Annotated in this window: 13 protein-coding genes; 7 read left to right on the top strand and 6 right to left on the bottom strand. The window is 45.0% G+C overall.

Features of this window, described 5'->3' with window-relative positions; genetic code table 11:
- Positions 1–6: 6 nt before the first annotated feature.
- A complete protein-coding gene (locus B1L02_RS11675; RefSeq protein WP_088531157.1) occupies positions 7–543 on the top strand; it encodes a hypothetical protein in 537 nt (178 codons plus the stop codon).
- Positions 544–643: 100 nt separating this feature from the next.
- Positions 644–868, top strand: coding sequence for a hypothetical protein (locus tag B1L02_RS11670; protein WP_151201425.1), 225 nt, complete (start codon positions 644–646; stop codon positions 866–868).
- 134 nt (positions 869–1,002) lie between these two features.
- On the opposite strand, the gene B1L02_RS11665 is transcribed toward B1L02_RS11670, so the two are convergent.
- The 4 genes from B1L02_RS11665 to B1L02_RS11655 all read right to left on the bottom strand — a co-directional run bounded on the left by B1L02_RS11665 (position 1,003) and on the right by B1L02_RS11655 (position 6,179).
- Positions 1,003–2,448 carry a metallophosphoesterase gene (locus tag B1L02_RS11665; protein ID WP_088531155.1) on the bottom strand — a complete coding sequence of 482 codons (1,446 nt, stop codon included), beginning with the start codon at positions 2,446–2,448 and terminating at the stop codon, positions 1,003–1,005.
- 91 nt (positions 2,449–2,539) lie between these two features.
- On the bottom strand, positions 2,540–2,662 hold the full coding sequence (locus tag B1L02_RS25005; RefSeq protein ID WP_257790090.1) for a hypothetical protein: 123 nt from the start codon (positions 2,660–2,662) through the stop codon (positions 2,540–2,542).
- 32 nt (positions 2,663–2,694) lie between these two features.
- A complete protein-coding gene (locus B1L02_RS11660; RefSeq protein WP_232003073.1) occupies positions 2,695–4,527 on the bottom strand; it encodes a hypothetical protein in 1,833 nt (610 codons plus the stop codon).
- A 50-nt stretch (positions 4,528–4,577) separates the two neighbouring features.
- Positions 4,578–6,179, bottom strand: a complete 1,602-nt coding sequence (locus tag B1L02_RS11655; RefSeq protein WP_088531154.1) for a hypothetical protein — start codon at positions 6,177–6,179, stop codon at positions 4,578–4,580.
- A 351-nt stretch (positions 6,180–6,530) separates the two neighbouring features.
- Between B1L02_RS11655 and B1L02_RS11650 the strand changes: the two genes are divergently transcribed.
- The gene (locus B1L02_RS11650; protein WP_088531153.1) at positions 6,531–7,001 is read left to right on the top strand and encodes a hypothetical protein; all 471 of its coding nucleotides are present in this window, start codon (positions 6,531–6,533) and stop codon (positions 6,999–7,001) included.
- Positions 7,002–7,033: 32 nt separating this feature from the next.
- On the opposite strand, the gene B1L02_RS11645 is transcribed toward B1L02_RS11650, so the two are convergent.
- The gene (locus B1L02_RS11645) at positions 7,034–8,650 is read right to left on the bottom strand and encodes a tetratricopeptide repeat protein (protein WP_088531152.1); all 1,617 of its coding nucleotides are present in this window, start codon (positions 8,648–8,650) and stop codon (positions 7,034–7,036) included.
- A 252-nt stretch (positions 8,651–8,902) separates the two neighbouring features.
- On the opposite strand from B1L02_RS11645, the gene B1L02_RS11640 reads away from it, so the two are divergent.
- The gene (locus B1L02_RS11640; protein WP_088531151.1) at positions 8,903–9,634 is read left to right on the top strand and encodes an Ig-like domain-containing protein; all 732 of its coding nucleotides are present in this window, start codon (positions 8,903–8,905) and stop codon (positions 9,632–9,634) included.
- 45 nt (positions 9,635–9,679) lie between these two features.
- Here the strand turns inward: B1L02_RS11640 and B1L02_RS11635 are convergent, their stop codons facing one another.
- Entirely contained in the window at positions 9,680–10,570 is an 891-nt protein-coding gene (locus B1L02_RS11635; RefSeq protein ID WP_088531150.1) for a DMT family transporter, read from the bottom strand.
- A gap of 177 nt (positions 10,571–10,747) precedes the next feature.
- Between B1L02_RS11635 and B1L02_RS11630 the strand changes: the two genes are divergently transcribed.
- From B1L02_RS11630 to metH, 3 genes are read left to right on the top strand one after another with little or no spacing between them, the layout of a single operon-like run.
- Entirely contained in the window at positions 10,748–11,695 is a 948-nt protein-coding gene (locus B1L02_RS11630; protein WP_088531149.1) for a homoserine O-succinyltransferase, read from the top strand.
- The gene (locus tag B1L02_RS24155) at positions 11,685–12,764 is read left to right on the top strand and encodes a homocysteine S-methyltransferase family protein (protein WP_088531148.1); all 1,080 of its coding nucleotides are present in this window, start codon (positions 11,685–11,687) and stop codon (positions 12,762–12,764) included. The genes B1L02_RS11630 and B1L02_RS24155 overlap by 11 nt, the downstream gene beginning before the upstream one ends.
- Positions 12,765–12,773: 9 nt before the next feature.
- Positions 12,774–15,401 (top strand): methionine synthase, encoded by a 2,628-nt coding sequence (gene metH / locus B1L02_RS11620; RefSeq protein ID WP_088531147.1) that lies wholly within the window; start codon positions 12,774–12,776, stop codon positions 15,399–15,401.
- The last annotated feature ends 4 nt before the right edge of the window (positions 15,402–15,405 follow it).

Here is a 15,405-nt window from a genome sequence, read left to right as displayed (position 1 = left end):
ATATTTGTGAAACCCCTGCTATTAGTTTTGATATTGTTTGCGTTTGCGCCGCAAACTAACGCTGAAACAATGTCAGTAGATCTTACGCCGACTATTGAATATCCAGTCGAACAACTTGAACCAGTTCAAAAGGCGCTCCTTAGCGAGCTGTTAAATAGCGTAACACAACTGGGTGATAGAGAAGCGGCATGCGAAAGTGAGCGTGCTATTACAGAAGAGCAATTACGCAGTCTTAATATTACCTCGCAGCAGCGAGGTGTCGTTTTATCTTATTTTTATATTCACCAAAAAAGGGAATGTGAAGCCGAAGAATATGGCGAATTCGCCAGACTTGTTGCCGCGAATTTAGCGGTGCAAAAGCAGTCGGGAGTCTTAAGGTTCGTGAATGCGCTAAACACGGTAAGCTCCAGCGTTTATTTCGATTATGTTGAAACGGAGCTGGAGTTTAACCAGCTACCAGAAAGTGTTCGCAATAAAACCTACCAAGCCGAGTTTTTTCAACATCCGTTTAGTCTTATGCATACGCTAGAACAGTTCGAATGATTCGGCGCGTTGTTACTGATTAAGTAAAACCTAAGCTAACATAATACGGTTTAATAATTCGTATGCGGTGCGTTTTGCGATATTCTGATTGATCGCGAGCGTGCTATTACTCAGTGTTAAGCACGTTTATGGCTTGGCGATAGTGATGTTTATTTCGGGACTAGCGTTTGCTCCAACCATGATCATTGCCATGGGGCTTGTTGAGCAAAGCGTACCCAAACGCTTACTTACTGAAGCCTTAACTTGGTTAATTACCGGGATTGCGGGTGGAGCTGCGTTGACCGGATGGGTCGTTGAACACTTTACCGTGGATTTTAGATTTTAGATTTTAGATTTTAGATTTTAGATTTGGGGTTGCAGTTGTTGCTGCTACCGTGGTGCTACTCGCCTGGTATCAAAAACAGGGCGGTACAAGGCGAGTAACTCAAGTTGTCAGTGAATAGGATGTAAGAGTCGCGCTTACTTCGCGCGACATACCGCTTGCTTATCTGTAGTGTCGCTGCTGCAGGTTAAAAAAGCGGCACCACTTTCATCCAAAAACTCTCCTTGCCACGCACCATCTTTGCCAAGCTTTATTGATAAAAAACCAAATTTACCTTGCTCATTAACGAGGGCATTTTGGCTATCAAGTGCATAGTCAAATTCGCTAAAGGCATTGGTATCACTAAGGCTGACGCCGCTATTACCGACAACGATTTGCGGAGGGCGTGCGGTACTCGCGGCAAAGGTTGAAGATTGATAAATATGCATATGTCCTGCAAGTGATAAAGTCACGTGACCAGGCAACTTACCTTGTCTAGTGTTCTTCAGCGCGGTTTGCAACATCACGTTTAGTGTGTCTTTGGTTGTCGGGTCTTCAACGCCCCAGATGGGTCTGTGGCTCATAATCCACATGGGTTTGGCTTTGAGTAGTTCGCTTCTGACATTGAGTCGTTGATATTGTTGTTGGTAGACTTTTGTTAGGCCATTGTCTGCACTGGCATCACAGGCATTGGCGCTATCCATTACCCAAACACTGAGCGGTTTTAAGTTGATGGTATAGGAGTTTTGGACAATGATATGAGCGCTTGCAGATTGCGGCGGTTGATTATAATCCCCCTGTGATGGACATTGCTGTTGGTCAATGGCATCAGGAAGATTGGCTCCCGGGCCAAAAAAGTAAAACCAGCCAATTCCTGCGCGGCTACAAAGTTCATGATTGCCTCGTGCAAAAATCCATGGTGCGGTTGCTGAAAGATCCGTTGTTGCGACAAAAAAGTCGGCTTGCCAGTTGCTCCATGTATCTGGTCTTGGGCTATTTAACGCGTTTTGACTGTAGTAGGTATCGTTGAGACCGCAGCTAGTACCGCCATATCCACCATCGCCTGCGTCATAAGCATAGGTATCACCGGAAATCGCACCTCCGGTACCTCGATAGTTGAAATCCCCCATATGCAGCAACAATTGTGGTTGTTGCTTTGCCCCTTGCTCTGTAAGGGTTTTAAACGGCTCGGCGGCAGTATTGTTTTCGCAAACTGATGATTTACAGCCGGTATCGCCAAAAACCGCAATTTTATTCGGATCGAATGTCACTGGCGCTAACGAGAATTGACTATCACTGACGGTATAAGCCGTGTTTGGGGAGATTTTTGCTTCGCATACTGAGACCGGAAAATGTGTTTGGTTCGGACGCATTGCTCGCAACTGCATCGGCATGGATTTTTTACCAAAGAGCAAGCTTGGGCATTGATTGGCGTCGCTAAGCACGCCGTCAACAACGACGCGCGCGTAGATATTTGGGGCTTCAGTAGTGGAAGGCGCGAACATTGAGTAAGCGCCTAATACTTTGGTATTCGCTTGTTGGACTGCAAACGTGCTGCTACAAGCAATTAAATTGAGCGTCGCAATGGCGATGATGATGCGCATGACTTCATTCCTTTTTGAACAGTTGAATGAAGTTTAATGCATTGTTAACAATTTGCGAGTCTCGAATACGAATATCCTTATTCTCACCTGATTATTGGTGTTTGCAGCGGTAGAAGCCGGTGACTGTGTCTTGGCTAAAGCGCGTGCCGTTAACATAGGTGTCTTGGTTGATTTTACCAAACTGCGCTAGGTTAAATTGCAATCGTGCAAGCATTTCAGCACTTGAGGCCTGTTCAAAGATTTCTGTTACCGGTGGATCGCCAACAAAGTTGGTATACCAAGGAAACCAAGAATTATCCTGCCCGCTGACTGTTTGGTTCGGATAATAATTCCCCCTTGCCAACGGTCGAAGGTAAGATCTTCGAGGCTAAATAGGCCAAAACTTGGCTGTGTCATACAAGCATCAGCCGCCTGATACTCTGGATAACCTGAGCTGGCAGCAAAATGATTACAAACATTATGTGGCAAATTGCTGCTATTCGCCGCTTGATACTCAACCTTTCTAAACATCACTGGATGTGCGGGGCTTCCTGATGGGTAGACGATATTCGCTGCCACAGGTGAGCCCCAGCGATAATGGTACATGGCCACAGCCAATCCTAAATCTTCCTTACTGGTGGCAACATTATCTGGATGAGTCCACACTCCACCCGGATCGGTTGGTGTTGCCCCATTTTTAAAAATGATCCCATATTGATTATTTTCTAATTGATTCATTAGATTTGGCGTTGTGTTGTCAACCACCGTCGTTGGGATCATTGTGCTTGCGGCATTGGGAGTATAGGTGAGTGTTGGGTTATTTAATGCCTTCCAGCATAGCAGGCCATAACCATAGCCATTGGCTATCATCGGGCAGCCAGACATTGCCGATGCCGATTGATTACTTTCATATGTATGTGTTGTTGAACGTGTCGAAACTTCGCCGGAGCTCACCAATATTCCCCAAGTATTGCGAGTAATGCGAATATCAGCAAATTCAGTGTCAGGAATAAATACCCTTGTGGCCGAAATAACCTGTAGCCCTAAATCCAATTCTAGTAGAGAGGTGGCAACGAGGACGTCTTCATGAAGCTTTGGATACTGCGTCATAATCGTTTGCTGCGATGGTTTAATCACAGCGTCTCTAGGTGATAGCCCCAATAGATATAAGCGATCGTTATCAAAATAACTTGCCAGTAAGCGTGATAGCTCAAGTTGTGCGATTGGACGCTTGGCTTGTATATTTGAGTTGGTATCCGTGAGGGTGAGGTCGGTATTTTGAAGCAGCAACCAATGCTTATCACTTAGACCCACAACCTGAGTTTGATTAAGGATGTGGCGAGATACGCTATCAGCTTGGCGAGTAACAATTAAACTATCGTCATTCAATGAATAGCTAGACTGTGTAGTGTCATTATGGTGATGACGTAGCGCCGGCGGCTGATATTGTCCGATTAAGGTGGTAAGTTCAATGCGAATGGCGTCGCGAGTACTTTGAATAAGCCAATTTCCGGTTTCATCTCGAACAAAAATAGCCGGACTATATTGTCCAGATTTATCCACGCTAAATGCTTGCCAAGTGGTATTACAGGCTTTGGCACAGGAGGCTGAACTTCGAGTAAGGGATGACTTATCTTTTGTCAGAGATTCGTCATAGTTATCATTAAATACAAAGGGTAACTCAGCTTGACCCGACGCGAGTTGTAACGTGAACAGTAAGCGCCGCTGATTGCCGCTGGCATAGAGTCTGTTTTCTTTTAGATAACCGAGTTGGAGTTGAGAGTAACTCTCTAACTTTTTCATGTTTCCAGCTTCACCTTGATAGCTGGGCTCATACGTCTCGCTATTGAATGGTGCGGTTTGCTCTAATTGGGGAAATTGCAACGTTTGTTTGCAGGCATCTTCTGCGCATGTTTGTAAGGTGATCCTTTGGTCCTGATATTGAAAAGAATACCAAGGTGAAAGCGCTTGATAACCTTGTTGTCCTGCGTGAAATAATAACGGTAGGGTTGATGTATCGTAGTGCTCTGACTCTGCTGAGGCGTTAACACTCAAAGACAAAGCCCAGCAGGTAAGCGTGGTGGCGATGAACTTATTCATAATCTTTCCTTATTGGAGTAGGGCAGCACATAGCCACCCTTAACAAAAACCTAGTGAATGATGCCTTGGCGTTGGCCAGCATTAACGGGTTTGTTGAGCTGTACAGAGAGCCAGTTTTCAACGTCGCTACGTAACGACGCGTCGCTATCAGGACCAGATTGTGACGAATAAAACCATAACCCTGTTGGTGCTGGAGCATTCACATTGCTGCCACAGGTAAAGTGATTTGCCGCATACATCACCGCGCCTGAGCTACCATATTCGTAATGACTGTCCGAATAACCACCGTAGCCTCTGGCTTGCACCCGACCTTTTGAATCGAGGGTAAAGTGATACACCTCATTGGGTTGCAATAAGAACGGGCTGACGTCGGACGAATCAAAGCGTGCGCGCATTGTGGTGGTAACACTGGCTTGATTACCCGAACGTGTGATCATGCCTGCCAAGTTGGTGATGAGCGCATCGGCCAATTGACCGTCAAGCAAGCTGCCAGGGTTGCCATTGACGATTGCAGAAGTAATACCAAGTGCGGCTTTGACGACTCCAATGGTGGAGTTTAAATTCCATGTGGTGTTGTATCCCATGGCTGCGCCACCGGCTTTATTAAACAAGATGACTTCAGGTGCAGCTCCTGGCAAATCGACCGCAAATTTTGCGCCGTCCGTTGCATGTGAGTTGGTCCCTTTTGACCAGATTTTTTTAGCTTGCCCGGTTACGTGGTAGCGAGCTGAATAAGTGCCTCTGACTTCTAAATTGCCCGAACAGGCATTGCTTTGATTACATGCAAATCCCCCAGTGTCTGCACACAACATTTTGACGTGGAACTCTGTCGAGTTATGGGCTGAGGTGTTGTCGAAACTGAGCGCTTTATTTTTTGACCAGCGTTTGCCCTTAGCTGAGTGGAAGGCACCGTAGGCTGAGGTATTGACATAAGCATGGTGCTTTGAAAAACCACTACCATCGCTGGTGGATGTGCTCCAAGGCGTTTGGGTTGATGGGTAGTTAGTGACCACTTGGCCTGTGCTGGTTGAAGGGGTCACCATCTGACATGAGCATTGTGACTTAGGCCCGAAGATAGGTTTTTTAGTCAGCAATTCTTTTAATTCGGCAAGAATATCTGACGGTAGCGTCCTATCGTATTCAAGTACCGAGAGCCCTTTACGTTTAGGTGATGCGTATTCCTTATGCCAAGTACTGTAAAGCTGTGGTGCATTTAGCTCTAAATGCTGGCTGAGCGTTGGCACTTTTTGCTGTTGCGTCCATTTTTCGAATACCGTCGGTTTAAATTGAATAAGGTATCGAGTAAAGAAAAAGTTATCTTCAGGCGCTTGCTCGGTAAAAGCATTTTCCCATGCTGATAATACGTTTTGATCTAATGCTTTTGCTTGGCTTAGCATCTCCCCATCTCGATAGTCGCGGATCAAGCTATCGACATAGCGGTCTAACTCATATTCTTCGTCGTTGTCGGAGATATATTCAAGCAAGGAAACACGGTCTTGAGACCATTTTGAAATGGCCTGCCACGCTTCTGGGCTTACTTGAGAGGGTGCCATTTCTCCATATTCTTCTGCGGCTTGCAGCGAAATAGTACCTAGTAACAAAGTGCTGGTAGCTAGGCTGACTAACTTTGGGGTGAAATTTCTCTGTTTCATTTTTCTATTCCTTCATCGTTGTGCAAAGTCAACATGCCTCATGCATTGTTAACTTGCCTTGTGATGTTGGAAACTTTTTCAACGATTGAATAGGAGGTTGTAGGGCCAGTTAGGGTCAACTTGGGTAAAATCCTTGGTATTTAACGACCGCATTGAATTAGGCAAGTTTCGGTATCAAGGTGTGAAAAATAAAAATAGAAATATCAGAAGCCTACTATGATTTTTACCCAAACTTACCCAATTGCCCCGTAACTTTTGCTGCAATCAAATTGAGCTTGAGGCAGGATTTCGCTATCGCCGTTATTGGAGCCTTAACTCGATAACGTCGTCATAACAAATAAGGAGACAGTTATGAGACTAGTAATAGCAATAGGTGCAACTTTGATTGCAAGCTTTGTACAAGCCCATAGCCCAGAAATGATGGCGCAGCTCGAAGTTGCAGATGGTGCGAAGTGTCCAAAGAGACAAACGATTTTGTTAGGTAAAATGGCATTAACTGCTGGAACCTTTAAATATTTACACAGTGAAGGAAGTAACGTTTGTACGAGTCCTAAGCAGAGTATTTCTGGTCGCACTACACCACAACTAGATTGTGGCCAGTTTGATGATTGGCGACTTGCTTATGATATGGGTAATAAAATGTGTCAATCTCTACATCAAAATATGAAAGGCTTTAGTAATAGCTTAAAGCCTGATATGACCGTGTATCCACGCTTCGAAGGGCCTTTTGAATTCAAAGGAGATCGCCATCACCAAGAATATGAGGCCGGTATGGGCGTGACTTTAGCATGCTATTTATGTGAGACCGCTACGGTTAACTAGAGAAGGGGCGAAAGCCCCCTTTATTGTAGACATCAAGCAGCGTTGGAGCATGCTAAGATTTGTTCCAGTTGTGCAACTTTTTGAGAAAGAGGTGCAGTATCGAAATTAGCGTCCTGGCATTGAGTGAGTACATATTGTGCCGTGGTAACAATATTTCGAATACGCGGCTTTTTGGGCAGCGTTTTGATATTTAGATAGCGTTCAAGAGTACGCACTCGTAAGCGGCCATCATCGATATTCACTTTCCACACTTTGCTTTCTTCAGCTAATTCGACACGAGTTTTGCCACTACTTTGCTCCCAAAGCGTCAAAGTGAGTGTCATTACCTCAACCATCAATTGCCTAGCGGCCTGTTCGTCAATGCTCGTATGTTTACCGTGCACTCCATGAGTACCTGTGCGGGCGGTATAGCGAACAAAGCAGTAAGTAACCAGCACACCTGCTAAAAATGCGATAAGCCCGATGAATATATGAGACACAATATTTGTCTCTGTTTGGCGCTTAGGCGCGGCCAAGACGTTAGCTCTTTGAAGGCGAAATTGATAAAGGTTTTCACTTTGTACACGACTACTTTTGAGCATGTCATTATAACGTTGTGCGGTCTCTACCGCTTCTTTGTAAGCGTGTGTTTGTAGTTGGGACTGTAATAAGGCAATGTAAAATAACTCGGTAAGCTGACTATTTTGCTGATTATGTGCTTCAAGCCCCTGTTTAAGTAACGTTTGTGCAGTTAGGTTATCGCCCTCAAGCTGCTTGAGTTTGGCTTCAATAAGTAGTGCTCGCTGATCAACTTTACCGTGTTGGATTAGTTGCCGAGTACGTTTGAATGAAGCAAGTTGCTGTTGTGCCTGAGCGATATGATTTTGAGCAATGGCAATTTCGGCCAATAATAAATAGGCTCGAGACAATTGAGTATAGGCACCGCTTTGTGTCAAAGGTTGAAGTAAATCTTCAATGATTTCAGTTGCTTTGTTGTATTCACGCTTTTTGTAGAATACTTCCGCGATGCTTAGCAAGGTGTGGTTCGCTTTGACTTGGTCGCCAGCTTGCTGGTGGAGTGCATGGGCTTGTCGAAACGAGAGGATGGCATCATCCAACTGGTTAATATCCCTTGACACATTGCCTAAATTGTTAAGCGTGATCGCTTGTCTCTGCAGGTCATTGGTTGCTTTCGCTATTTGGTAGCTCTCTAAAAATAACGTAAGGGCGGTGTCTAAATCTCCGAGTGCTTGATAAGCATTAGCTAAATCGTTTGCCGATTTACCCAGGAGTTCGTTTTGTTGCAACTTAGCCGCAAGGGTTTGCGCTTCGTGGAAGCTCTCCAGCGCTTGAATATAATTGCGCTGGCGATAACGATTAATACCACTTTGTCTTAACACCTGAAAGCGTTGGAGTGTGGTTAACTTCCATGCCATCAACTCATCCAGTATTTGATTGCTGAGCTTTATGTCACCCGCTCGACGATACAAGCTAACAAGCTCAAGATGTGTATCAAAAGCTTGGACACCGTTGGGTTCAAGCGTTTCAAGATGTTGCTTACAAGACAAAATATGGCTTGTGAGGTTAGTGTTATTGCTATCTGGGCAGTTTGAACCATACGTTGGTAACGTAACGAACAGTAATGCGAAAAACAAAGTAAGCAAAGGCATAAATATCAATTTAAATACAATATTTTCACATATTAATATAGTGGTAACAAAAAGTCGTGTTTGCTTTTAATAAATCTCAGGCTTTCGGCTTCGCGTATTTTATAACTATTTAGCAGCTATTGTTTAAAGTTATCAGTACGAGTAAGTTGTAATTTATTAATGTTGTTATCTTAATGTGTTTTTTGGTATGGTCTTGTTACTAATTAAGGCCCGGTTGAAGGGGCTGGAAATCAATTCATAAGGAAATAAGAAATGAAGTTAAATACAATGTGGCTAAAGTCACTCAGCGTCAGTGTAGCGTTATTTGCACCATTAGTCAGTGCAGCTCCTCAGCTTGATAAAGCCATATTTGAGTACAATGCTGGATTAAATATTCAAGAGGAATTTAATATCTTTGCCGATGGCAACGTGACTGATCCTAGTTATCCAAATAGTGACCTGCGTATTCAATTGGATAGTGGCAAAAGCTACGATCAAATTGGCTTCTATGACAAAACATACACTACGTACGGTCAGGCGGTTGCATACAACACATTAGACAGACGTTGGGTTAAATTTAAGGGTAAGGTGCTTTATTTTTCAGGCGAAGACAACGGTAACCAAAAGATAGATACGATTTCTTTTCGCGTTGTTAATCCTGCTGGAGAAACATCGGAGTGGGGAGAGATCAGAGTTAGCTTAGACCAAGCATTTGGTGGTAATTACGATGTGTATCCGAATGATGACTCGGCACAAACCTTTGCTGATCAATCAGTTGATGTGTACGTTAAAGATAACGATAGTGGCGTACCATATTATTATGGTGTTGAGATTTTTAGCTCACCCGCTAACGGTACAGTATCTGTGAACAGTGACTACTCCATTACCTATACACCTAAAGCTGGGTTTATTGGTCAGGATTCGTTCCAATATCGCATTAAGGGTAACAACCTTTACGATATTACAAGCGCGCCAGCGACAGTTTCTATTTCGGTAGCAAATTAACCCCACATCCAAGCCAATATTCACACGTATTAAGTGTGATATTGGCTATCCTTTCAGCAATAAAAATACTCCAGCCAAAGCAATTAGGCCTCCAAACATCATAGACTTAGTAATAGCTTCTCTGCGCAGTAGTCCAATCGTCATCACCATGAGCGGTGCCGTTGCAAAGATGGTTTGTGCGATAGCGGGGTCAGTATGATTAACGGAAATCAACTGTAGCCAAAGCCCAATAAAGGTGCCAAAAAACACTGCAACGAATAACCAGTTTTTACCGTCGATTTGTTTAAGTGTGAGTGCTTTAAACAGGCTTTGTGATTTCAAATAAACAACAATAAAGGCCACAAATAGGGTGCCGGACCCCAAGCGGATAAGTGCCGCCCACAAACTACTAATGCTTTCGTTATTTAGCGCACCTTTGGAAAGTACCATACCCGCAGCTTGGCAAATGGCTGCCGTGAGTGCAAAGCAGACTCCCAAGAGATAATGTTTTTTGTCTAATACCGGCTGGCTTCTACTTGGCTTAATCGCCAGCATTACACCAACGGTCGTCACTGCAATGCCGAGCCAAGCGGATGCGCTTAGATAAACACCAAGGAGCACAATGTTTAAGATCCCCGCGATGGCAGGTGCAAGACTTTCAATAACCAAAGTGCGAGCAGGACCTATATTTCTAAGTGCGGCAAAGTAGGCGCTGTCACCAATCGCTATGCCCAGTACCCCACTGGCTATCAGCCAGCTCCAGCTCGAGAGTAAAGTCGGGTACATAGCATCACCTGCGATGAACAAACACAAGATCATCAAAGCAGAAGCGATGACGCCTTTGCTGACGTTCAACTCAAATGGACTAAGATGATGGCTAAATCGTTTGTACAGTATAGTTGAGCCAGCCCACACCCCAGCCGCCGCAATCGCTGCGGCTTCCCCAATCCCAATCATAAATCTCAAGTTTCTTGTGTTTATTAATATGGTGACAAGTATACATAAATTGAAATAATCAGTGAGAGGTAAGGCATCAAATTATTACCACAAATATTTAGACGTCCATACATCTAGAGGTTGAAATTTTCTAGTTTTTGTCCATAATAATGCCATTCGATTAGTCTGGAGCAGCGCATGCCAATCACCGTCACCGACGAACTCCCAGCCATTGCCCAATTGCGTCATGAAAATGTGTTCGTGATGCCACAAAGTCGTGCATCAACTCAAGAGATCCGCCCAATGCGGCTCGCGATATTAAACTTGATGCCGAATAAGGTGGAGACTGAGGTGCAATTTATCCGATTACTGGCAAATACCCCTTTGCAGGTGAATGTTGATTTGTTGCGATTAGATACACACCGCAGCTCTGAAAACTCAGAGCAGCATCTAGATATGTTTTACCGCTATTTTTCGGATGTGAAAGATCAAAACTATGATGCTTTGATCGTCACCGGCGCGCCGCTGGCGCATCTTGAATATGACGATGTGGTGTATTGGCAGGAATTACAGGCGTTTTTTGATTGGGCTGAGCACCATGTTACTTCAACTCTGTTTTCATGTTGGGCCGCACATGCCGGTTTGTATCACCATTATGGCTTAAAGCGAGCGCTCAAAAATGACAAACTGTGTGGCGTATTTAAGCACCACTGTTATTTTGACCACGGGGCGCTCACTCGCGGTTTTGATGATGAGTTTTTGGTGCCACACTCACGCTATGGCCACATCGACATCGATAAAATTAACGCGTGTAAAGACTTAGTGGTATTAGCGGGCTCTGAAAAAGTGGGCGCTTACTTAATTAAAAATCACTCAGGTAGCCAAGTATATATTACTGGTCATCCTGAATACGACGCGGATACGCTACAAAAAGAATATCTTCGCGATCGTGAAAAAATGGCCAACGCACCGCAGCCTGAGAACTATTTTCCTGAGAATGACACCAGCAAACGTCCATCTAAGACATGGCAAAGCCATGCATTTTTGTTATTCTCAAACTGGTTAAATTACTATGTTTACCAAACCACACCTTATGATATTAACTTAGTTAGCCAAGATGTAAGGACTAACAACTATGCCGAATAATGTAGCCGTAAACGGTGAGCAAATTGCAGAGCAGCTTAAGCAAGCAATGCAGCAACGGATTCTGATCTTAGATGGTGCAATGGGAACCATGATCCAAAAGCACAAATTAGAAGAAGAAGACTATCGTGGCGAGCGCTTTAAAGATTGGCATGTCCTTATCAAAGGCAACAACGATCTGCTAAGTTTGACGCAGCCTGAGATAATCAAACAGATCCATCGTGATTATCTAGCCGCTGGCGCGGATATCATTGAAACCAATACTTTTAATGCCACCACCATCTCGATGGAAGATTATGACATGGCAAGCCTAAGCCGAGAGATTAATCTCGAATCGGCGAAGCTTGCACGTGCGGTATGTGATGAATTTACCGCCAAAGATCCTAGCAAGCCTCGCTATGTGGCGGGTGTACTTGGTCCGACGTCAAAAACTTGTTCGATTTCTCCAGATGTCAATGACCCAGGCTTTCGCAATATCACTTTTGATAAATTGGTTGCAGCCTACGTCGAGTCAACGCTTGCACTTATTGAGGGCGGAGCTCACCTTATTTTGATTGAGACGATTTTTGATACGCTCAACGCCAAAGCCGCCTCTTACGGTGTAGAAGAAGCATTTGAGCAAGCGGGTGTCACTCTGCCTGTTATGATCTCGGGCACTATCACCGATGCTTCAGGACGCACGCTGTCAGGGCAAACCACAGAGGCGTTTTATAACTCCATTCGCCATATTAAGCCAATTTCCATAGGGCTCAATTGTGCGCTGGGCCCAGATTTATTAAGACAATATGTAGAAGAGCTGTCACGCGTTTGTGAGACCTTTACTTCCGTACACCCAAATGCGGGTCTTCCAAACGAGTTTGGTGAATACGACTTAGAAGCCGAGGAAATGGCGCAAGAAATTATCGATTGGGGTAACGAAGGATTTATCAATATTGTTGGCGGCTGTTGTGGTACAACACCAGAGCATATTCGCGCTTTTGCCAATGGCCTTGCGAATACCACGCCACGAGTGTTGCCAGATATTGAAGTGCGGATGCGCTTGGCTGGCCTTGAAGCGTGCAACTTAAATTAGGAATTCACCATGACACAAACAGCAGTATTTACCAATGTCGGTGAACGTACCAATGTAACGGGATCGGCAAAATTTAAGCGCTTAATTTTAGAAGAAGATTACGAAACCGCGCTGGATGTTGCCAGAGAGCAGGTTGAAAGCGGCGCGCAGGTGATCGATATCAACATGGATGAAGCCATGTTGGACTCAAAAGCTGCGATGGTGAAGTTTCTTAACCTGATTGCTTCTGAGCCAGATATTTCTAAAGTCCCCATTATGGTTGACTCGTCTAAATGGGAAGTTATTGAAGCGGGCCTGAAATGTATTCAAGGTAAAGCCATTGTAAACTCAATCTCGTTGAAGGAGGGTGAGGCACCCTTTATCCACCAAGCCAAAATCATCAAGCGCTTTGGTGCTGCTGTGGTGGTGATGGCATTTGATGAAGTTGGTCAAGCGGAAACCGCAGAACGAAAGTTTGAGATCTGTCAGCGTTCTTACAAAATCTTGGTTGACGAGCTCGGGTTTCCGCCAGAAGACATTATTTTTGACCCCAATATTTTCGCGGTCGCAACGGGTATCGAAGAACACGATAACTACGCCGTTGAATTTATCGAGGGCACCCGTCGAATTAAGCAAAACCTACCGCACTGTAAAGTGTCGGGCGGGGTGTCTAACGTATCCTTCTCATTTCGCGGTAATAACCCTGTGCGTGAGGCTATCCATTCGGTGTTTCTTTACCATGCGATTAAAGCGGGTATGGATATGGGGATCGTCAATGCTGGTCAACTAGCCGTGTATGACGATATTCCAAAGGAGCTCCGTGATGCCGTTGAGGATGTGATCCTCAATACCGACGCCGGTGCTGGCGAGCGATTAGTCGAGATAGCCCCTAAGTATTCGGGCATGGCGCAAGCCGAGAAACAGGAAGACTTAGAGTGGCGTTCTTGGCCAGTTGAAAAACGCTTGGAGCACGCCTTAGTTAAAGGGATCACCGAGTTTATCGACGAAGATACCGAAGCCTGTCGCCAACAGTTTGATAAGCCTATTCAAGTGATTGAAGGGCCATTGATGGATGGTATGAACGTGGTTGGCGACTTGTTTGGCGCGGGTAAAATGTTCCTGCCTCAAGTGGTAAAATCTGCTCGAGTGATGAAGCGCGCGGTTGCCTACCTTGACCCTTACATTGAGGCCGAAAAAGAAGAAGGCTCTAGTAACGGTAAAGTGATCATGGCCACGGTTAAGGGCGATGTACACGACATTGGCAAAAACATCGTGGGCGTGGTACTGCAATGTAACAACTACGAAGTCGTGGACTTGGGTGTGATGGTGCCAGCAGAGAAAATTCTGCAAACGGCCATTGACGAAAACGCTGATGTCATTGGTCTGTCTGGTCTTATTACGCCATCCCTTGACGAAATGGTGCATGTAGCTAAAGAAATGACACGTCGCGGCTTTGACATCCCTCTACTCATTGGTGGCGCAACCACATCGAAAGCGCATACGGCGGTTAAAATTGAACCTCAGTACGACAAAGGTGTGATCTACGTCAATAACGCCAGTCGTGCGGTTGGTGTGGTATCTAGCCTGCTAAGTAAAACCCAGAAGCCTGAGTTTTTAGCAAAAACCGCAGACGAATACGTCAAAGTACGGGAGCAGCAGGCGCGTAAAAAGCCACGTTCAAAACCGGTTACCTTGGCGCGTGCTCGCGACAATGCGGTAAAACTTGATTGGCAGAGCTACATGCCACCGGTGCCAAATAAGTTGGGGATCACCGAGTTTAAAGACGTGAGCATCAAAACTCTGCGCGATTATATCGACTGGACGCCATTTTTTATGACTTGGTCATTGGCCGGTAAATATCCACGTATTCTACAAGACGAAGTGGTTGGTGAAGAGGCGCAAAAACTGTTTCATGATGCCAATGCTATGTTAGATCAGTTAGAACAAGAGGGCACTTTACAGCCACTAGGTGTGATTGGATTGTTCCCAGCTAACCGCGTGGGTGATGATATTGAAATTTATACCGATGAGTCGCGCAGCGAAGTCTTGGTTACGTCATGTCAGCTGCGTCAGCAAACCGAAAAAACCGATTTCCCTAACTATTGTTTGTCGGATTATATTGCACCTAAAGGCACACCCGATTATTTCGGTGCATTTGCCGTCACTGGTGGTCTTGAAGAAGATGACTTAGCAGACGCATTTGATGCCAAGCAAGATGACTACAACAAGATTATGATTAAGGCAGTTGCAGATCGCTTAGCCGAGGCATTTGCTGAATACTTGCATGAGCAAGTGCGTAAGGTGCACTGGGGATTTGCGGCGGATGAAGCGCTAAGTAACGAAGAACTTATCCGTGAAAATTATCAAGGGATCCGTCCAGCGCCAGGGTATCCTGCGTGCCCTGAACACACCGAGAAACAAAAAATTTGGCAGCTGTTAGATGTCGAAAACCGTATCGGTATGAAGCTGACTAGCTCATACGCCATGTGGCCGGGAGCGGCGGTATCGGGTTGGTATTTCTCACATCCAGATTCTAAGTACTTTGCCGTTGCGAGTATTCAAAAAGATCAAGTAGAAGACTATGCTGGGCGTCAAGGGATGTCGTTAGAAGAAGCGGAGCGTTGGCTTGGTCCTAACTTGGGGTATGAATCTGCATAATAGC

This window comes from Pseudoalteromonas piscicida (assembly GCF_002208135.1).
Classification (GTDB): Bacteria; Pseudomonadota; Gammaproteobacteria; order Enterobacterales; family Alteromonadaceae; genus Pseudoalteromonas; species Pseudoalteromonas piscicida_A.
This window is presented reverse-complemented; position numbering and strand designations above follow the sequence as displayed.

Bases quoted from the DNA above. Each gene is read 5' to 3' on its own strand.
- B1L02_RS24155 (WP_088531148.1), top strand. From the start codon at position 11,685: ATGCCGAATAATGTAGCCGTAAACGGTGAGCAAATTGCAGAGCAGCTT.
- B1L02_RS11645 (WP_088531152.1), bottom strand. From the start codon at position 8,650: ATGCCTTTGCTTACTTTGTTTTTCGCATTACTGTTCGTTACGTTACCA.
- B1L02_RS25005 (WP_257790090.1), bottom strand. From the start codon at position 2,662: ATGCTTGCACGATTGCAATTTAACCTAGCGCAGTTTGGTAAAATCAAC.
- B1L02_RS11635 (WP_088531150.1), bottom strand. From the start codon at position 10,570: ATGATTGGGATTGGGGAAGCCGCAGCGATTGCGGCGGCTGGGGTGTGG.
- B1L02_RS11655 (WP_088531154.1), bottom strand. From the start codon at position 6,179: ATGAAACAGAGAAATTTCACCCCAAAGTTAGTCAGCCTAGCTACCAGC.
- B1L02_RS11630 (WP_088531149.1), top strand. From the start codon at position 10,748: ATGCCAATCACCGTCACCGACGAACTCCCAGCCATTGCCCAATTGCGT.
- B1L02_RS11640 (WP_088531151.1), top strand. From the start codon at position 8,903: ATGAAGTTAAATACAATGTGGCTAAAGTCACTCAGCGTCAGTGTAGCG.
- B1L02_RS11665 (WP_088531155.1), bottom strand. From the start codon at position 2,448: ATGCGCATCATCATCGCCATTGCGACGCTCAATTTAATTGCTTGTAGC.
- B1L02_RS11650 (WP_088531153.1), top strand. From the start codon at position 6,531: ATGAGACTAGTAATAGCAATAGGTGCAACTTTGATTGCAAGCTTTGTA.
- B1L02_RS11660 (WP_232003073.1), bottom strand. From the start codon at position 4,527: ATGAATAAGTTCATCGCCACCACGCTTACCTGCTGGGCTTTGTCTTTG.
- metH (WP_088531147.1), top strand. From the start codon at position 12,774: ATGACACAAACAGCAGTATTTACCAATGTCGGTGAACGTACCAATGTA.